Annotated in this window: 10 protein-coding genes and 2 pseudogenes; 8 read left to right on the top strand and 4 right to left on the bottom strand. The window is 72.9% G+C overall.

The annotated features are described in order from the left end of the window. Positions 1–186 precede the first annotated feature (186 nt). The 3 genes from V6U77_RS19665 to V6U77_RS19655 are packed head-to-tail and all read left to right on the top strand — an operon-like array spanning position 187 to position 3,249. Positions 187–558, top strand: a complete 372-nt coding sequence (locus tag V6U77_RS19665) for an SCP2 sterol-binding domain-containing protein (protein WP_334607804.1) — start codon at positions 187–189, stop codon at positions 556–558. Then, the gene (locus tag V6U77_RS19660; protein ID WP_334607803.1) at positions 551–2,635 is read left to right on the top strand and encodes an amylo-alpha-1,6-glucosidase; all 2,085 of its coding nucleotides are present in this window, start codon (positions 551–553) and stop codon (positions 2,633–2,635) included. Before V6U77_RS19665 ends, V6U77_RS19660 begins: the two co-directional genes overlap by 8 nt. Positions 2,636–2,646: 11 nt before the next feature. After that, complete coding sequence (locus V6U77_RS19655; protein WP_334607802.1) at positions 2,647–3,249, top strand: cysteine hydrolase; 603 nt, start codon at positions 2,647–2,649, stop codon at positions 3,247–3,249. 55 nt (positions 3,250–3,304) lie between these two features. On the opposite strand, the pseudogene V6U77_RS19650 reads toward V6U77_RS19655, so the two are convergent. Next, positions 3,305–3,724 (bottom strand): annotated as a pseudogene (locus tag V6U77_RS19650) (hypothetical protein); the annotation flags it as partial. Next, positions 3,699–3,893: pseudogene (locus tag V6U77_RS19645) on the bottom strand (cupin-like domain-containing protein); the annotation flags it as partial. The pseudogenes V6U77_RS19650 and V6U77_RS19645, both read right to left, overlap by 26 nt. A gap of 1,043 nt (positions 3,894–4,936) precedes the next feature. Here V6U77_RS19645 and V6U77_RS19640 point away from each other — a divergent pair. After that, entirely contained in the window at positions 4,937–6,319 is a 1,383-nt protein-coding gene (locus tag V6U77_RS19640; RefSeq protein ID WP_334607801.1) for a hypothetical protein, read from the top strand. A gap of 123 nt (positions 6,320–6,442) precedes the next feature. Here V6U77_RS19640 and V6U77_RS19635 read toward each other — a convergent pair whose 3' ends face one another. Then, positions 6,443–7,948, bottom strand: coding sequence for an aminopeptidase P family protein (locus V6U77_RS19635; protein WP_334607800.1), 1,506 nt, complete (start codon positions 7,946–7,948; stop codon positions 6,443–6,445). Between the two features lie 168 nt (positions 7,949–8,116). On the opposite strand from V6U77_RS19635, the gene V6U77_RS19630 reads away from it, so the two are divergent. The 4 genes from V6U77_RS19630 (at position 8,117) to V6U77_RS19615 (ending at position 14,116) form a co-directional block, all read left to right on the top strand. Next, the gene (locus tag V6U77_RS19630; protein ID WP_334607799.1) at positions 8,117–9,169 is read left to right on the top strand and encodes a zinc-dependent alcohol dehydrogenase family protein; all 1,053 of its coding nucleotides are present in this window, start codon (positions 8,117–8,119) and stop codon (positions 9,167–9,169) included. A 446-nt stretch (positions 9,170–9,615) separates the two neighbouring features. Then, complete coding sequence (locus V6U77_RS19625; protein ID WP_334607797.1) at positions 9,616–11,436, top strand: glycoside hydrolase family 3 protein; 1,821 nt, start codon at positions 9,616–9,618, stop codon at positions 11,434–11,436. 13 nt (positions 11,437–11,449) lie between these two features. Next, a complete protein-coding gene (locus tag V6U77_RS19620; protein WP_334607795.1) occupies positions 11,450–13,255 on the top strand; it encodes a serine hydrolase domain-containing protein in 1,806 nt (601 codons plus the stop codon). A 372-nt stretch (positions 13,256–13,627) separates the two neighbouring features. Further along, positions 13,628–14,116, top strand: coding sequence for a winged helix-turn-helix domain-containing protein (locus V6U77_RS19615; RefSeq protein ID WP_334607793.1), 489 nt, complete (start codon positions 13,628–13,630; stop codon positions 14,114–14,116). A 58-nt stretch (positions 14,117–14,174) separates the two neighbouring features. On the opposite strand, the gene V6U77_RS19610 is transcribed toward V6U77_RS19615, so the two are convergent. After that, positions 14,175–18,557 (bottom strand): S8 family serine peptidase, encoded by a 4,383-nt coding sequence (locus V6U77_RS19610; protein WP_334607792.1) that lies wholly within the window; start codon positions 18,555–18,557, stop codon positions 14,175–14,177. Between the last annotated feature and the right edge of the window lie 193 nt (positions 18,558–18,750).

Here is an 18,750-nt window from a genome sequence, read left to right as displayed (position 1 = left end):
TGGCGACCGGGCGCGTGTCCGCCGGGCGGTCCGCCCGGCCGCGGCGGGCGGCCCGGGGGCGGGCGGCCCGGGGGCGGGCGGCCCGGGGGCGGGCGGGTACCGCGGCCCGGCCTTGCGAGCTTCACCCCTTCCGGGTGAGGCGCAGGCGACGATTCGGGGGAATGGTGGGCGGGGAGGAGGGGCGCGATGGCGGATGCCACCGAGGATTTCTTCCACGGCCTCGCGCGCCGTGGGCACGACCGCCGGTTGCGGTCGATCGACGAGGGAAGCGTGCGCTTCGACATCAGCCACGACGGCCGGACCGACCACTGGCTGGTCTCCATCGACAAGGGCGACATCCGGGTCGACGAGGAGGCGACCGGTGGGGACGCGGTCGTCGCGGCGGACCGGGCGGTGTTCGACCGGATCGCCAGCGGCGAGGCGTACTTCCTGACCACCGTGCTGCGCGGCGAGGCGGCCGTGGCGGGCAGCCCCCGGATCTTCGCGTCGGTCCGGAAGCTGTTCCCACCGCCGCCCACGTCCGGGCGGACGCGACGCCGGGAGGGGGAGCATGACTGACGAACAGGTGGGCATCCTGGACGGCACGACCTTCGTGGTCTGTGACCGGGCCGGTGACATCGTCCCGTCGCCGGACACCCCGCTGGGCCTGTTCGCGCACGACACGCGCCTGCTGTCGAAGTGGGTGCTGACGATCGACGGGGAACGGCTGAGCACCCTGGCCATCGACGACCTCCACTACTTCGAGAACCGGTTCTACCTGGTCCCGGGCCGCCAGGACGTCTACGTCAACAGCAAGCTCTCGGTGCGTCGGGTGCACACGCTCAACGCCGGCCTGCACGAGGAACTGTGCATCACCAACCACGACGACCGACCGGTCGACCTGACCGTCCGGGTCGAGGCGGACGCCGACTTCGCCGACGTCTTCGAGGTCAAGGACGCCACGGCGCGCAAGAAGGGCCGCCACTACCGGCGCGTCGACGACGGCCGCCTCGTCCTCGGCTACGAGCGGGAACGGTTCCGGCGCGAGACGATCGTCTCCGCGACCGTGCCGGCGGAGCTGGACGACGACGGGCTGACGCTCCGGGTCCACCTCGAGCCGTACGGCAGGTGGCAGACCAGCCTGACCGCCGAACCGGACCTGCCGATGCCGCGAGGGCTGGAGCAGCTCACGATCCCGCGGCGGACGACGGGCACGCGGGAGAAGGAGCGCCGGCTCGCCGACTGGCTGGCGGAGGCGCCCCGGCTGGAATCCGGCTGGGAACCGCTGCGCGGCGCGTACCGGCGCAGCCTCATCGACCTGGCCGCGCTGCGGTTCAGCCCCTTCCTCGCCGAGGACAGGAGCGTGCCGGCCGCCGGTCTGCCCTGGTTCATGTGCCTCTTCGGCCGGGACAGCATCCTCACCAGCCTCCAGACGCTGCCCTTCGCGCCCGAGCTCGCCGCCACCACGCTGCAGGTCCTCGCGTTCCGGCAGGGCAGCCGGGTCGACGACTTCCGGGAGGAGGAGCCCGGCCGGATCCTGCACGAGATGCGGTACGGGGAGATGAGCGTGTTCGAGGAGACGCCGCACACCCCGTACTTCGGCAGCGCCGACGCCACTCCCCTGTTCCTGGTGCTGCTCGACGAGTACGAGCGCTGGACGGGCGACGCCGGGCTGGTCCGCTCGGTCGAGCAGGAGGCGCGGGCGGCCGTCGACTGGATCGACGACTACGCCGACCTGACGGGCAGCGGCTACCTCTCCTACCAGCGCCGCAACACGCGCAACGGGCTGGAGAACCAGTGCTGGAAGGACTCCTGGGACGGCATCTCGTACCAGGACGGGCGGCTGCCGGGCTTTCCCAGGGCGACGTGTGAGCTGCAGGGGTACGCGTACGACGCGAAGATGCGTACCGCCCGGCTCGCGCGGGTGATCTGGCACGACCCGGAGTACGCGGACCGGCTGGAACGACAGGCCGCGGAGCTGAAGCGGCGTTTCAACCGCGACTTCTGGGTCGCCGACGGCGAGTACATGGCCCTCGCGCTCGACGGCGAGGGTCGTCAGGTGGACGCGCTGGCGTCCAACATCGGCCACCTGCTGTGGAGCGGCATCGTCGACGAGTCGAAGGCGCCCGCCCTGGTGCGGCACCTGATGTCACCCGAGCTGTTCAGCGGCTGGGGGGTGCGCACGCTGGCGGAGAGCGCGAGCCGCTACAACCCGATCGGATACCACGTGGGCACGATCTGGCCGTTCGACAACTCGTTCATCGCCTGGGGCCTGCGCCGCTACGGGTACGCCGAGGAGGCGGCCCGCATCGCGGCCGGGATCCTCGACGCGGCGGCCTTCTACGACGGCCGGCTGCCCGAGGCGTTCGCCGGTTACCGCCGGTCCGAGACGAGATACCCGGTCAACTATCCCACCGCGTGCAGTCCGCAGGCGTGGTCCGCCGGGGCCACCCTGCTGCTGCTGCGCACGATGCTCGGGCTCAACCCGGTCGGCGAAGACCTGGTGATCAGGCCCGCTCTACCCGCTAATCTCGACTTCGTGGCGCTGCTCGACATTCCCGGGCGGTGGGGACACCTCGACGCGTACGGCAGAGGGCCGGCCGGCGCGGGCGGACGGAGCTACCAGCCGGCGCCGCAGCAGCTATCCGCCCCGTGACGGGAGGAACGATGCGGGAACTCGACCCGACACGGACGGCTGTCGTCGGCGTCCACTGGCAGCACGAGGTGGTCAGCCCCGACGGGGTGTTCGGCCCGTTCTTCGCCGAGCAGGTGGCCCGGCACCGCGTCGCCTCGTACGCGGCGCAGGTCGCCACGGCGATGCGCACCGCCGGCGGCCTGGTCGTGCTCACCCGGGTCGCCCACCGGCCCGGATATCCCGACCTGATCGCCAACACGCCCAGCTTCGCCATGGTCCGGGAACGGCAGGCGTTCCTCGAAGGCGCGCCGAAGGCCCGGATCGTCGACGAGCTCGCGCCGGAGGCGGGCGACGTCGTCATCACCCACGTCCGCCTCGGCGGCTTCTTCGGCAGCGAACTCGACACGGTGCTGCGGGGCAGGGGCGTGCAGACCGTCCTGTTCACCGGCGTCGCCACCAACCTCTCCGTCATGAACACCGTGTTCGAGGCGGTCAACCACGGCTACCGACCGGTGGTCGTCTCCGACGCGTGCACGGCCGCGACCGACGACACGCACCGGGCGAGCCTGGAGACGTTGGGTCAGCTCGGCGACGTGGTGAGCACCGCCGAGGTCGTCGACCGCCTGTCGCGGTGAGCCGTCGGGTCGCGCGGAGGTGGCGCTCGCCCGCGGCGGCGACGCGTCCCTGCGATCAGACCGCCACCATGCAGTTGTCGGAGCCGCTGTCGCGCCCCCGGGCGCTGACGATCCCGGCGGTGCCGTCGCCGTAGTAGCGGCAGAACAGGCCCGCCGGACGCCCGCCGAACAGCAGCGGCCCGATCACCGGGGCGACCTCGACGTCGTGGGGTTCGTCGGCCCCGTCGGCGACCAGCGCGACGCGGCACGTACGCGGCGCCACGAAGTCCTGCACCACGCTGGTGCCCTCGGCGGCGGCCTCGGCGACGGCGGACTCCCACGTCGCCTGGTCGACCTCGGCGCCGATGACCACCTGCTTGCCGCTCTCACCCAGGCCCGCCTTGAGCACCAGCAGGTCGCGGTTGGCCACGACGAACGGGAGCAGGTCGACCTCGCGGCCCTCGCGCCCGGTCCTGCGCTCGGAGAGCACCCGGGTGGTTCTTGTCGCCCGGCTCGGTGAACAGGGTGACGGTCATGTCGGCCAGCCGGCTCGCCACGCCGTCGCGGCCGAGCCCCTGCACGTCACCCGGCAGCGCGATCACCACGGGCACGTCGGCCTTGAACAGGCCGCCGGGGCCGACGGCCATGAACTCGTCGAACGTCATGCGGGCCACCGGGACGCCCGCCGAACCGTCCGCCCTGGACACCTCGTCCGAAACTCCCATGTCGCCTTTCCTCACTGCCGGGGGCCGCGGTGCGCGGCCGGGACTGCGGACCGCCCGGCGCAGGTCGCGTGGTGCGCGGTGTCCGGGTCGTTGATTCTCATGTGCGTCGTCCTCACCGTTCGATCTGTGCGGCGGCCTCGGGCGTAAGGTCGCGCCGGCACCACGACCACGGGTGCGGAGGGCCGGCTGTCGGGTGTCGCCGCCGGGCCGCCCGGCCAGGCCGCCCCCGGCGCCCTCGCCCACCGGGACCCCGGAGCCCACCGCGGCGCGGCCGCCCTCGGGCGCCGCAGCCGATGGCCGCCGGGAACGCAGACGCCGGGCGGAGGCCGGGACGCGTCGTGACCGGGACCGGCTCGGCGAATTCCGATCGACCGGAAATGCCGTTCCGGCGAGCGACAATCGGACATAGGGCTGGATCTCAGAAGTCTCGACGCAATAACCGAAGAAGCCCCCGTCTACCCGCACGACAAACAAAGTCAGATTGCGCTTCGGTCAGCCGCAGCGATCCGCCGACATCGAAGCTATCAGATGGCCTCGCCGAGGGGACCCGGCTGTTACGTCACTCTCACGACAGTCCATCCTGGAGCGCGGATGGTCACCACCGGGTGGGGCCCGGGGCGGTCGCGGCACCGACCGACCGGCCGCGACACCTCGGGACGTCCCCGGGCAGTTCGCACCCACCCCGGGCGGGCGCCTTCCTTCCCGGCTCGGGTCGTCCGCCGGCGGGAGGCCGATCCGCCGGGCGGCACCGGCGGTACGGCGCCGTCGTTGCCGTCGCCGCCATTTGCGACCATCTTCGCCAGCACCACCGTGCTGGCATTTCGGACGCGCCGGTCGATTGTCGGGGCGGTGGGTCGGCAGTGCCAGAGCGGACGCGCTGAGCCGTCGGCAGAACCAGGGCGGCGACGGGCCGTACCCCGCCGCCGCGCCCCGCCCGCCCGCGTGGCACCGGACGCGCCACCCCCGCCCCGAGAGGACACCTCATGACGACCACCCGGCCATCCGCACTGAGCAGGTCACCGCTGGGCCGCGCGTACGCCGAACGTCTCGCCCACGGCGCGTCGACGGACGACCCCGCCGCCGCCGGCCGGGACTCGGCCGTCCTCGAGCCGTTCTGGGACCGGTTCATGAATGGCCCCGCCTTCCTGGGCGAGGCCGAGTGCCGCGCCGTCGCGCGGGACCTGCGCACGGTCTACGACCTGCTGCGCGCCCTGCCGGAGCGGGTGTTCGGCGGGGACCTCACCGCACTCGCCACGGCCGTCGGCATGGATCCCCTGCAGACGGCGCTGATCACGAGGGGCGCCCGCGCCGGGTCGCTCGCCCCCCTGGGGCGAGCCGACCTCTACCACGACGGCGCGGGGTTCCGCCTGCTCGAGTTCAACGTGACCAGCGCGCTCGGGGGCTTCGAGAGCGCCGACATCAACCGGGCGATGCTGGCGTACCCGCCGCTGCGCGAGTTCGTCGACCGGCACCGGCTGCGGTACCGGGACACGCTCGGCTGCATCGTGCGCACGATGTACGCGGAGTGCGCCGCGATGATGCCGGCGGACCGACCGCCCGTCGTCGCCGTGGTGGACACGATCGAGAACTTCCCGATCGTGGGGTCGCGGCTCGAGGTGTTCGCCGAGATGCTGGGCAGGTACGGGATCGAGGGCATCGGCTGCCACCTGGGCCAGTTCACGTACCCGCGGGGCCGGCCGACCGTGGCGGGTCGCCCCGTCGACGTCGTCCTGCGCTTCTTCCTGCCCGAGGACCTGGCCGACCCGGCGGTGGCGGCCCAGCTCGAGCCGCTGCTGGTCGCCGTCGAGCAGGAGAAGGTCGGTCTGCTCAGCCGCCTGGACGCCGAGCTCTACGGCAACAAGGGTGCCCTGGCCATGCTCTCCGACGACCGGCACCGGGGCCTGTTCGACGCCGGGGAACTGGCCTGCGTCGACCGGCTCCTGCCGTGGACCCGGCACGTACGCCCGCGCGGCACCGATCCCGAGGGAGCCGAGGTCGACCTGATGGCGTACGCCCGGGCACGGCAGGACGAGCTGGTCCTGAAGCCGACGCTGCTGCACGGCGGCAACGGCGTGCTCGCCGGATGGACGGTGGGCGGGGACGAGTGGCAGGCCCGGCTCGACTCCGCGCTGGACGGTCCGTTCGTGCTGCAGCGCCGTGTCCGGCCCGTCGCCGAGCCGTTTCCCGACGGCGCGGGCGGCGTGCAGGACCTCTATCTCAACTGGGGGGTCTACCTGGCCGACCGCGACGTCGTCGACGAGGACGGATACGCCGGTTGCCTCGTGCGCGGCAGCACCGACGCGGGGGTCGGGGTGGTCAGCATGGCCGGCGGCGCGAGGATCGGCTGCACCTTCCACGGAGGCTGAGCCCCCGCCGCCTGTCGGGCACCGGTTCGCGGTGCCCGACAGGCGCGGCGGTGTGCGCCCGGGCGCTGCGGCCGGCACGGCCGGGCGCGGCGCGCCCCCACGTGCCGGCCGGATGGGTGGTGCTCAGGCACCCGCGCCGGAGCGCACCCGGTCGATCCAGGCCTCGACGTCGTCGGCGGTACGCGGCATGGCCGCCGACAGGTTCTCGTGACCGTCCTCGGTGACCAGCACGTTGTCCTCGATGCGGACGCCGATGCCGCGGAACTCCGCCGGCGCCAGCAGGTCGTCGGCCTTGAAGTACAGGCCGGGCTCGACCGTGAGGATCATGCCGGGCTTCAGCTCGCCGTCCATGTAGTCCTGGCGCAGCAGCATCTGGCAGTCGTGGACGTCCATGCCGAGGTGGTGGGACGTGCCGTGGACCATCCACCGCCGGTGCCAGCCGCCACGCTCGCGGTCCAGGGTCTGCTCGAGGGTCACCCCCTCCGGCAGGAGACCCCACTCGTGCAGCCGCCGGGCGATGACCACGTTCGCGGCGGCGTGGATGTCGCTGAACCTGTTGCCCGGCTTCACCGCCGCCAGGCCGGCCTCCTGCGCCTCCAGGACCGCTTCGTAGATCTTGCGCTGCACGTCGGTGAAGCGACCGCTCACCGGGAGGGTGCGCGTGATGTCGGCGGTGTAGAGGGAGTCGACCTCGACACCGGCGTCCACCAGGATGAGGTCGCCCTCGCGGACCGGACCGGTGTTCTTCGTCCAGTGGATGGTGTTGGCGTGGTCGCCGGACGCGCAGATCGTCTCGTAGCCGATGCCGTTGCCGTCGTGGCGGGCGTACAGGCCGAAGAGTCCCTCGACCCACCGTTCGCCGCGCTCCTTGCCGACGGCCTCGGGCAGCCCGGCGATGATCGCCTCGAAGCCCCGGTGGGTGGCGGCGATCGCCTTGCGCATCTCGCCCACCTCCCACTCGTCCTTCCGCAGTCGCATCCCCGAGAGGTGGCGGGCCAGTTCCTCGTCCGCCTCGTGCTGCTGCGTCGCCGACGCCGGCGTCTCCGCCTGGGCCCGCGTCTCGTCGACGAGCCGGGCCAGCTCGCCGTCGGCGCCCCGCACGACGCGCACCGACGTCGCACCGGCGTCCTTGGCCAGGACGTCCGGAAGCGAGTCGATGTGCCGGGTGCCGATGCCGAGGCGCTGCTCGATCTCGCCCATGGTCGGGCGCGGCCCGACCCAGAACTCACCGAAGCGGGAGTCCGCGAAGAACTCCTCGCTGTCGCGCGGGGCGAGCGGCCGGAAGAACAGGATCGCCTCGTGGCCGTCCGGCCTGGGGTCCAGCACCAGGACGCTGTCGGGCTCGGTGTCGAACCCGAGACCGGTCAGCCAGGCGAATGCCGTGTGCGGACGGAACGTGTAGTCCGTGTCGTTGCTGCGGACCTTGAGGCCGCCGGCCGGGATGATCAGACGCTCGCCCGGGAATCGCCGTGACAAGGCCGCCCGGCGACGGGCCGCGTGGTCGGCGACCTCCGCGCGCGCCACAGGTGCCCCATCCGGACTGGCCCAACCGGAGGCGATGAAAGCGCGGAACGCGTCGCTCGTCGGGGTGTTGCGGTGGCTGGCTTTCACCTGCTCGTCGCTTGTCATGGTCGATATCCTGCCACGCGCTGCAAAGCCGCGGCAAAGCTGCCGCGACCGGCGGATGTGGCCCCAGGACCGCTCCGGCGGACGGCCGGCACGCGACGCTGGCGGCGCCGTCCCGGTAGGAGCGGACGGCGTCGCGCCGGCCGGTCGGGGCATGTCAGGATGCGGCACATGCGTGCCGTGGTGTTCGACGGGTTCGGTGCCGCGCCCGAGGTCCGGGACGTCCCGGAGCCGGTGCCGCCGCCCGGGGGCGCGGTCGTCCGCGTCGAGGCGACGGGGTTGTGCCGCAGCGACTGGCACGGCTGGCAGGGACACGATCCCGACATCCGCCTGCCGCACGTCCCCGGCCACGAGTTCGCCGGCGTCGTCGCGGCGGTCGGTGCCGGCGTACGCGGGTGGCGGCCCGGCGACCGGGTCACCGCGCCCTTCGTCTGCGCGTGCGGGCGATGCCCCGCCTGCCTCTCCGGCGACCAGCAGGTCTGCGAGCGGCAGACGCAGCCGGGCTTCACCCACTGGGGCTCGTTCGCCGAGTACGTGACGGTGCGCGACGCGGAGATCAACCTCATCCGGTTGCCCGACGGGTTGGGTTTCCCGGCCGCGGCGGCCCTCGGGTGCCGCTTCGCCACGGCGTTTCGCGCCGTGGTCGACCAGGGGCGCGTCGCCGCCGGCGAGTGGGTGGCGGTGCACGGGTGCGGCGGCGTGGGGCTCTCGGCGGTGATGATCGCGGCGGCGTGCGGGGCGCGGGTGGTGGCGGTCGACGTCGCGCCGGGCGCACTCGAGCTGGCCCGGCGCTTCGGGGCGTCGGTGTGTCTCGACGGCGGCGCCCTCACCGCTGCCGGCGCGGTGGGCGCGGCGGTGCGGGAGGCGACCGGCGGCGGGGCCCACCTGTCGCTCGACGCACTGGGCAGTCACGCCACGTGCGGCGCCTCGATCGAGAGCCTGCGGCGGCGCGGGCGGCACGTGCAGGTCGGCCTGCTGCCCGCCGCGCAGGGCCGCCCGGCCCTGCCCATGGATCTGGTGATCGCGTACGAGCTGGAGCTGCGGGGCAGCCACGGGATGCCCGCACACGCCTATCCGGAGCTGCTCCGGCTGGTCACCGCCGGGGTGCTGCGCCCCGCCGAGCTGATCACCCGCACCATCGGCCTCACGGAGGTGCCGCGGGCGTTGGCCACGATGGACGGCCCCCACCCCGGCGGCGGGATGTGCCTCATCCGCCCCTGGTGACCGGGCGTGCGGCGGCTCGCCGGACCCCACCGGGCGGGCCCTGGAGGCGACGACTCTCCCCGGTAGCGGGAGATCTTGCGATGGCCCTTCACGAACGCCTCCTGGATGACGTCCTCCGCGTCGGGACCCGCGCCGAGCAGCACCGCCGTCCGGTACGCGGACGCGGTGTGCCGGGCGACCAGGATCTCGTACGCCTTCAGGTCGCCCGCCCGGACGCGGGTGACCAACTCTTCGTCGTTCAGGGACACCTCCGGTGGGAACGCCTTGATGACACCACCCACGCCCCGCGGGTTCCGTCGTGCCGGAGGATGCCGGCCCGATCGGCGTCGGCGCGCCGCACCCGGCCGGGCCCACGCCCGACGCCCGGTGATCCTGTAGCAAACCTTCTTGACGATTCATCGATGCGTAGCTAAGTTTCAGCCATCCGGACTGAGAGGTCGTCGTCGATGAAGGTCCGACTCGTTACCGCGACCGTCCTGGTGGCCGTCCTGTCGGCCACCCTCGCGCCGCCCCCCGTCCAGGCCGCCGCCGCGCCCGCGCGCCCGCCCGGCGCCGAACACGGCTGGGTCACCTCGACGCTGCGGCACATGAGCCTGGCGCAGAAGGTCGGGCAGCTCTTCGCCACCTACGTCTACGGCGGCGACGCCACCGAACCCACGGCCGCCGACCGCGCCGCCAACCGCGCGGCGTTCGGTGTCGAGACGCCGGCCGAGGTCGTCGAGCGGTTCCACCTCGGCGGCGTCTGCTACTTCTCCTGGTCGCACAACCTCGACAGCCCGCGCCAGATCGCCACCCTGTCCAACGGGTTGCAGAGGGCCGCCCTCGGCGACGGCGCGAAGGGGCGCGTTCCCCTGCTCGTCTCCACCGACCAGGAGCAGGGCGTGGTGCTGCGGATGCCCGCCCCCGCCGCGCAGTTCCCCGGGTCGATGGCCCTGGGCGCCGGGCGGTCGCCGCGGGCCGCGCGCGAGGCCGCGGAGATCACCGGGCGCGAGCTGCGCGCGGTCGGCATCCACCAGCCGTACGCGCCGATCGCCGACGTCAACGTCGACCCCGGCAACCCGGTGATCGGCGTGCGGTCCTTCGGCGCCGACCCCGACCTGGTGGCCGACCTGACCGCCGCCCAGGTCGCCGGGTTCCAGGACGCGGCCGGGGCGACCGCCGTGGCGAAGCACTTCCCCGGCCACGGCGACACGGCCACCGACAGCCACACCGACCTGCCGGTCATCGACCACAGCCGGCAGGAGTGGGACCGCATCGACGCGCCGCCGTTCCGGCGGGCGATCGACGCGGGCGTCGAGTCGATCATGACGGCGCACATCGTGGTGCCCGCGCTCGACCCCTCCGGCGACCCGGCGACGTTGTCGCCGACGATCCTCACCGGCGTGCTGCGCGGCGAGCTCGGATTCCGGGGAGTCATCGTCACCGACGCGCTGAACATGGCCGGCGTCCGGCGCAAGTACGGCGACGACCGGGTGCCCGTGCTGGCGCTCAAGGCCGGCGCGGACCAGCTCCTGATGCCGCCGGACCTGCGGCTGGCCGGGGACGCGGTGCTGCGGGCCGTCGCCACCGGCGAGCTGACCGAACGGCGCGTCGACGAGTCTGTCCGGCGCATCCTCGCCATGAAGTACCGCCAGGGCCTCGCCCGGTCGCCGCTGGTCGACGTCGAGGGGGCCGTACGCACGGTCGGGGCGCCCGGGCACCTCGCCGCCGTGGCGCGCGTCACCGACCCGACCCTCACCGCGGTGCGCAACGACGCGGGGCTGCTGCCGCTGGCCCCCGGACAGCGGTCGGTGCTGGTCACCGGCTGGAACAGCGCCGCCTTCGCGCCGGTGGAGACCGTCGCCGGCGGCTTCTCCGCCCGCGGCGCCCGGGCCACCGGCCGCCCCGCGACCCTGCCGTCGGAGCAGACGATCGCCTCGACGGCCGCCCTGGCGGCCGAGCACGATCTCACGGTCGTGCTGACCAACAAGGCGTGGGACACCGCCGTCACCGATCCGCGCGGCACCCAGCAGCGTCTCGTCGCCGCGCTGCTCGCCACCGGCAGACCCGTGGTGGTGGTGGCGGTCCGGGACCCCTACGACATCGCGTACCTGCCCGGCGTGAGCACCTACCTGGCGACCTACTCGTACACCCGGGCGGCGATGGACGCCCTCGTCCGTGCGTTGCACGGCGAGCTGTCCCCCCGTGGACGGCTTCCCGTCACGATTCCCACGGCCGACGGCTCGGGCACCGTGCTCTACCCCTACGGCCACGGCACGAGCTGGTAGGAGGCAGCCCACCATGACGTCGCTCCGCCCGCTCGCGATCCGTCCGCTGGCGCTCGGCCTGGCCGTGGCCGTCCTGGGCGCCACCCTCGCGGCCCCGGCCGCCGGGGCCGCTCCCCCGGCCGACGCGGCGCCGCCGGTCGTCACGCCCGCCGACATCCGGTTCCGACACGACACGTTGCGCCCCGGGCACGCCCGCGAGGTCGGCCTGCTCCCCGAGCACGTGGACCGCCTCCCCGCCGACCTGGCGGCGCACCTCGAACCGACGCCGGAGCACCCCGGCCACCCCGCGTACGCCGGCGCCGTGGTGCTGGCGGCCAAGGACGGCGTGGTCGTGCAGCACGCCGCCGTGGGTTCCGCGGTGAGGTACGCCGCCGTCGGTCCACCGCCCGGCCTGGTCGGGGTGGAACTCCCCGCCGACGAGCAGGTCCCGATGCGGCCCGACACCATCTTCGACCTGGCCTCGGTGTCGAAGCTGTTCACCGCCGTCGTGACCATGCAGCAGGTCGAGCGGGGACGGGTGGACCTCGACGCGCCCGTCGCCCGGTACGTCCCCGAGTTCGCCGCCGGCGGCAAGGAGACCGTCACCGTACGGATGCTGCTCACCCACACCTCGGGGCTGCCCGCCTTCACGCCACTGTGGAGCCGGTACCCGACGCCGGCGCAGCGCTTCGCCGCCGCGCTCGCCACGCCGCTCGCGCCCGGGGTGCTGCCCGGTACCCGCTACGTGTACTCCGACCTCGGGCTGATCGCGCTGGGCGTGCTGGTGGAACGGGTGAGCGGGCAGCCGCTGGCCACGCTCGTCGCCGACGGCGTCACCGCGCCGCTGGGCATGACCGACACCGGCTACAACCCGGGGCCGCAGCTGCGGTCGCGCATCGCCGCGACGGAGTACCAGCCGTACGCCGGGCGGGGCATGGTCCACGGCGAGGTGCACGACGAGAACGCGTGGTCGCTCGGCGGCGTGGCCGGGCACGCGGGGGTCTTCTCCACGGCGGCGGACCTGGCCGTGCTCTGCCAGACGCTGCTCAACGGCGGCGAGTACCGCGGCCGGCGGATCCTGCGCCCCGACACGGTGCGCGCGATGCTGGTCAACCACAACGCCCCGCTGGAGCAGGCCTACCCCGAGAGCGACCGCGGGCTGGGCTTCGAGCTCGACAAGCACTGGTACATGATGGGTCTCTCCTCCCCGGTGACGTTCGGGCACACCGGGTTCACCGGCACCTCGATCGTCGTCGACCCGCTCTCCCACTCGTTCGTCGTCCTGCTCAGCAACCGGGTGCACCCCGATCGCGGCTGGGGCAGCAACAACGCCGCCCGACGCGCCGTCGCCCGCGATCTCGCCGAGGCGATGCCGGTGCGGCCCCGCTCCCGCGAGGCGTGGCGGGCCGACCCGCGCGACCTCGCGACGGCCACCCTCGCCGCTCCGCTGCGCCGGGCGACGCGGGATGGCGGCACGGCGAGCTTCCTGCTCTGGTACGACACCGAGCCCCGCTACGACAGCGCCCGGTTCGAGGTCTCCACCGACGGGGGTTCGACCTGGGCCGCGGCCCGGATGCTGCTGCGCCACGCCCACCGGCGGTGGACCAGCGACGGCACGGTCACCGGCCACGGCGGTCGCGTCTGGTGGCAGGTCACGGCCGAACTGCCCGACGGGGCCACCCATTTGCGCTTCAGCAGCACCACCGACGCCTCCGGCCAGGGCCGCGGGGTCTACGTGGACCGGATCACGGCGTCAGACGGGGACGGACCGCTCTTCCAGGGAGAGGGCGGCGACGCCACGCGGCTCGTCGCCAGCGGGTGGACGCCGGCCCGCGCCTGACCGGTCGGATTCCCCCGGCGGCGCACCCACGCGCCGTACGGCAGCGGCGGGCGGGACGCCGCCCACGCCGTCGGCGGGCGCCCCAGGCGTGCCGACCACCCCGCGCCGACGCGAGCCGGGCGGAGTCGGTGCGGAAACCTGGCGGGCGGCGGGGAGCAGACACCGCCGAAACGGGTCAAGACAGCATAAGGGCGACACTCCGAATCTGGCTGCGGAATGCAAGCAATTTATCGATGGCAACGTGTCGCGGTCTTTTACCGAAGCGGGGCGAGACGCCACTAGGGTCAGGAAACCGATCGACCGGCGTCGTGGCGAAATCGGTACCGGCAATGGTGGGAACCGAAAGGGGTGGGAATGAGGGGGGTGGCTCCGATGGTCATCGGCATTGCCTCCTCGCCGGCCGAACGCAGGCAGCTCGCGCGTCTGCTCGGCGGGACCGAGGCATTTCTGATCGTGTCGAGCGTCGATCAGGCGCGTACGTTTCTCGGCGTGCCCGGGACACCGCGCACCGCGCCACCGGTCGCACCCGCGCCCACCGTGCCGGCGGAGCCCGTGGCGCCCGCGGTGGCGCCACCGACCGGCCTGCGCGTGGACTCCGACCGCCGGGTGCTGCGTTGGCGGGACGGCGAGGTCGAGTTGACCCGGTTGGAGCACGACTTCCTCCGGTGCCTCCTCGGCGCGCCGGGGCAGGTCTGGACCTACGAGCGGCTGCACCTCGAGGTCTGGGGCAACGTGCACCTGGGACGGGGCTCCGACATGCACTCCGTGGTGCGCCGGGTGCGGCACAAGCTCGCCCGGCTGAACGCCCCGGCGTCCATCGACGCGGTCCGCGGGGTGGGCTTCCGCCTCGCCCCGGTCTGAGGACCGGGCGGGGCGGCCCCGTCCACGACGGGCCGGAGCTGTCAGCTGACGGTCGGGGTCAGCAGCGGACGGGGGACAACGCGAAGTCCTCCACCGTGGGTGCGGTGGTGTTGATCCTCGTCTGCCGGGTCTGGGGCTTCCAGTTGTCCTTGGCGACGATCATCGTCAACGGGTTGTTCCGACGGTCCATCCAGTAGGCGTACTTGCCCTCGGCGTCCGTGGCGAACGTCCAGGACTGCGCCCACGAGTCGACCTGGACGGTGGCACCGGCGAGCGGCGAGCCGGCACCCTGGCAGCTCGTCCCGGTGACCGTGCCCGTCAGCTTGCCCCAGGTCGTCGGCTGCAGCACGTTCATCGTGACCGCCACCGGCTCCACCGCGTACGGCGTGTTCTCCTTGACGGCGACCGAGGCGGTGTAGGTGCCCGGCTGGTCCACGTTCGCCGTCATGCCGACGTTGACCGTGACGGCCTCGCCCGGCGCCAGGGTGGCCGCCTTCTTGTCGATCGTCATCCAGCTGACGTCGGCACTGCTGACGGCGCACTCCTCGAAGCCCGGCAGCGCCTCGCTGTCACGCGTCGCGGTGAAGCCGCCGGAGGAACCGCCGACCTTGTAGAAGCCGCACGCCGCGCCGCCGCGGTAACGCGCCGTGTTGGCGTTCGGCAGGCTCGACCACGAGGAGGTGGCCGGGTCGTAGGCGAAGCCGACGTTGGTGATGGCGCCGCCCTGCGAGCCGCCGACGACCAGGAACTTTCCGTTGGCCACGGCGAACGAGCTGGCCCAGTTGTCGGCCGGCGCGTCGGCGATGGCCGTCCACGCGTTGGCGCCCGGGTCGAAGGCGTAGCTCGCCTTCTGCGCCGCGGAGCCGTCGTTGCCTCCGGTGCAGTAGACGATGCCGTCGATCCCGCCGCAGGAGAGGAAGGCCACCGACTTCGGGTAGTCGGCCATGGTCTCCCAGCTGTCGCTGGCCGGGTCGTAGCGCACGACGTCGTTCGACATCGGCGTGCAGGACGCCGTGGTGCAGCCGCCGATGGCGTACAGCTTGCCGCCCGCGACCGCCTGGCCCGCCGCGGAGCGCGGCGCGGGGTTGTCGGCCTTCTCCGTCCAGGTGTTGGCCGCCGGGTCGTACGACCAGGTGGTGCCGTCCGGGCCGGCCGCCGCCCAGCCGCCGGTCGCGATGATCCTGCCGTCCAGGACGCCCACCGTCATGGCGGTACGCGCACCGGGCAGGTCGGCGATCGCGGTCCAGGTCTGCGCGACCGGGTCGTAGGCGTAGTTCTTCGCCGAGGACACCGATCCGGTGCCGCCGGCGATGGAGTACACCTTGCCGCCGAGGTTGACCACCCGGTTGTCCATCACCACGGCCGGGTAGTCGGCGATGTCGGTCCAGGGCGCGGCCTGCGGGCCGGCCTCGGGCGACGCCGCCGCCGTCGACTTGCCGGACGTCCTCGCCGCGAACGAGGTCGGGACCTCGAGCCGCTGCACCGGCGCGCCCTGGGAGCCGAGCACCTCCTGCGTGCTCATCCGGGTCCCGTCGGCCCGCAGCAGCTCGAACCCGCCAGCGCGCTCACTGAACTCGACGGCGACCGGGGCCCCGCCGGTGTTGGTCACCGTGAACGCCTTGGTGACCTTGCCGCTGGGCATCCGGGCGGTGCCGGTGACCTGGGCCGGCTTGACCGACAGTCGGCCGGCCGCCAGCTGGAAGTTCGCCGCGGTCGCCCAGTCCGCCTGGACGTCGACCTGCTTGCTCTGGCTGACGTAGTTTCCGGCCCGGGCGGTGAACTTGTGGGTGTCCGTGAGCGTCGAGAACATCCAGTAGAAGCCGTCCGCGAGCCCCGTGTCGTCCGGGGTCGCCACGGTGGTGGCCTTCTCAGTCGGACGGTCGTCGCTGGTGACGGTGGCGCCGTTGACGTAACCGTTGTCGTTCTTGTCGCGCACGTGGCCGAGCACCAGGCCGCCGTCGATCGGCTGGCAGGTGAGCTGGCTGCCGATCAGGACGTTGTCGATCGACCACCACCACTCGTACGAGGCGTCGTAGTAGCGGAACCGGACCCGCGCCTGGGCCTGGCCCGCGGCCTGCGGAATGGCGACCTCGGTCACCTTCGGGCCGCGCACGTCGGCCGCCTGCCGGAGCACGTTGGTCCAGGTGGTCCCGCCGTCGAGGCTGAGGTCGACGTCGGCGCGGTCGCTGCCCAGCCAGTTGTAGTCCTGGTTGAACCGGATGACCGGGGCCGTGACGCCGGTCAGGTCGACGACCGGGCTGACGAGCGAGGTGTCCTGCTTGCCGCCGGAGCCGTACTCGTCGCTGTCGACGATCGCGAAGTTGCCGGTGCCGCCGGTCAGGTTGCCCCGGGCGCCGTCGTCGGTGAACTTCCAGACCTGGCCGCTCGCGGCGTGGTCCACCACGGACCAGCCGGCCGGCACGGTGCTGCCGTCGAAGGTCTCGTACTCTCCGTCGGAGCCGAACCGGTATCCCGGTGCGGTCGTGCAGGCGTTGGTCCGCACCGGCACCGCCGCGTTGGCCGTGGCGTTGCCCGTGCCGACGACGACCTGCTTGGTCACTGTCTGGTAGCCCGGGTACTGCGGCTCGACCTTCAGGTTGTAGGTGCTCCCCGCCGGCAGCTTGAGGCTGTAGCGGCCGTTGACGGGCGTGGTGTAGTCGGACACGCCCGACTGGCCCTCCACGGTGACCTTCGCGTACAGCGGCCAGCCGTGCCCGGAGCCGTCGGTGACGGTTCCGCTGACGGTGACGCTCGGCACCGCCGTCAGCGCCACGTCGACGGTCGTGGTCGCGTTGCGGGCGACCGTGGCCGGCGTCGTCTTCGCCTGGTAGCCGAACGCCGCCACGGCGACCTGGTAGTCGCCGGCCGGGAGCAGGGACGAGTACGTCCCGTCGGCCCCGGTGGTCAGCTCGCGCTCCGCCGCGCCGGTCAGGGTGACCGTGGCGCCGGCGATCGGGGCGCCGGTGGTCGCGTCCGTGACCTTGCCGGCCAGGGTGCCGGTGTCGCCGATCGGGGCGGCGCTGAGCAGCGCGAGCGCGTCCAGGCGGCCCTCGCCGAAGACGTTGTTGTCGTCGGCGGTGCCACCGCACTGGGCGTCGGCCTTGTCGACCGCCGAGCCGTCCAGCAGCGCGCGGGTGGCGGTGACGTCGCCGACGAGCGCCGGCGCGGCCGACCACAGCAGCGCGATCGCGCCCGCGAGGTGCGGGGCGGCCATCGAGGTGCCGTTGTAGCTGGCGTAGCCGCCACCCGGAATGCTCGACCGGACGTTCACCCCGGGCGCCGCGATGTTGGGCTTGATCTCGCCGTTCTGGCCGGCGCCGCGGGAGGAGAAGCTGGCGATGTTGTTGTTGACGTCGTACGCGCCGGCGGAGTAGTTGCTGACCAGGCTGCCCGGTGAGCCGCTGGTCTGGCAGGCCGATCCGCTGTTGCCGTTGGACCAGACGCCGAAGATGCCCGACGCGGTCCAGGCCAGCGTCACGTCCTCCATGAACGGGTCGTTGGAGGGCAGCGTGGTTCCCCACGAGTTGTTGATGATGTTCGGGCGCTTGCTCGCGTCCGGGTTCTGGCCGTTGAGGTCCGTCGGCTCGAGCATCCACTGGCCGGAGGTGACCAGCGCCGCGTCGCTCGGGCAGCAGCCGTTGGCCGCGATCCACTTCACGTCGGGTGCGACGCCGATCTGGTTCGCACCGGCGGAGCCGGCCATCGTGCCCATCGTGTGGGTGCCGTGGCCGTTGGTGTCACAGGGCGCGGCGCAGGAGCCGGTGGCGCGGTACCAGTTGTAGTTGTGGTCGAACGTGCCGTCGCCGTTGTTGCCCCGGTAGGAGTTCACCAGCGCGGGGTGGTCGAACTGGACCCCGGTGTCGATGTTGGCCACCGTGATGCCGGCGCCCTTGGCACCGTACTGGGACCAGACGTCGTCGGCGTTGATGTTCGCGATGCCCCACTCGAGGGCGTTCACCGTCTTCTCGTCGGTGCCCTCGGAGACCTCGGGCACCTGGTAGGCGACCGGGGCGTACAGGCCCTCGACCTCGGCGTGCGCGGCGAGGCTCTGCGCCATCGTCAGGGAGCCGCCGCTGACCTTGATCGCGTTGGTCGCCCAGAAGGTCTCGTACTTCGTGCCCGAGCCGTCGAGCTCGGCCCGGATCTTGGACTGGCTGCCGGCGGCGGTCTTCTTCAGGGCGTCGGCGACGGCGGTACCGCGCTTGGCCCAGTCCTTGATGGCGGCGGCCTCGCTGAGGTCCGCCCGGTCCTTGAAGCGGATCCAGAAGTCGCCCTCGGTCTTACCCTGCAACGCCTTCGTGAGCTCCGGCCGGATCTTGTCGGTCGGGGAGGCCTGCGCGCCTGACCCTGTGGCGGCCAGGCCTGTCGCGGCGAGGATCATCGCCGCACCGGCGCTGACCAGAGATCTGGCCAGGCGCCTCGTGGGTGGACGTGTGAACATCGGTGGTGTCCTCCAGAACGACCCAGAGTGGAACGAGCCATGGTGGAGGGTGCCGGGGCCCGGCTCCGTTCGGTCGATCCGGATCCGCCCCCTGCATGCCCCCCAGGCACCGCGCGGGTCGCGCCGGCTGCCCGTCTGGACACTATGATCGACAAGAATGGACGATCAAGACTTGCCGTAAGCAATTTGTCAC

The organism is Micromonospora sp. CPCC 205546 (assembly GCF_036902715.1).
Classification (GTDB): domain Bacteria; phylum Actinomycetota; class Actinomycetes; order Mycobacteriales; family Micromonosporaceae; genus Micromonospora.
Note: the sequence above shows the minus strand (reverse complement) of the source record. Positions and strands in the feature narration are given on the sequence as shown.

What these genes read in the sequence shown, in the direction of transcription:
- V6U77_RS19660 (WP_334607803.1), top strand. Translation starts at nt 551, where the DNA reads ATGACTGACGAACAGGTGGGCATCCTGGACGGCACGACCTTCGTGGTC.
- V6U77_RS19620 (WP_334607795.1), top strand. Translation starts at nt 11,450, where the DNA reads ATGACGTCGCTCCGCCCGCTCGCGATCCGTCCGCTGGCGCTCGGCCTG.
- V6U77_RS19625 (WP_334607797.1), top strand. Translation starts at nt 9,616, where the DNA reads ATGAAGGTCCGACTCGTTACCGCGACCGTCCTGGTGGCCGTCCTGTCG.
- V6U77_RS19655 (WP_334607802.1), top strand. Translation starts at nt 2,647, where the DNA reads ATGCGGGAACTCGACCCGACACGGACGGCTGTCGTCGGCGTCCACTGG.
- V6U77_RS19635 (WP_334607800.1), bottom strand. Translation starts at nt 7,948, where the DNA reads ATGACAAGCGACGAGCAGGTGAAAGCCAGCCACCGCAACACCCCGACG.
- V6U77_RS19615 (WP_334607793.1), top strand. Translation starts at nt 13,628, where the DNA reads ATGGTCATCGGCATTGCCTCCTCGCCGGCCGAACGCAGGCAGCTCGCG.
- V6U77_RS19610 (WP_334607792.1), bottom strand. Translation starts at nt 18,557, where the DNA reads ATGTTCACACGTCCACCCACGAGGCGCCTGGCCAGATCTCTGGTCAGC.
- V6U77_RS19665 (WP_334607804.1), top strand. Translation starts at nt 187, where the DNA reads ATGGCGGATGCCACCGAGGATTTCTTCCACGGCCTCGCGCGCCGTGGG.
- V6U77_RS19630 (WP_334607799.1), top strand. Translation starts at nt 8,117, where the DNA reads ATGCGTGCCGTGGTGTTCGACGGGTTCGGTGCCGCGCCCGAGGTCCGG.
- V6U77_RS19640 (WP_334607801.1), top strand. Translation starts at nt 4,937, where the DNA reads ATGACGACCACCCGGCCATCCGCACTGAGCAGGTCACCGCTGGGCCGC.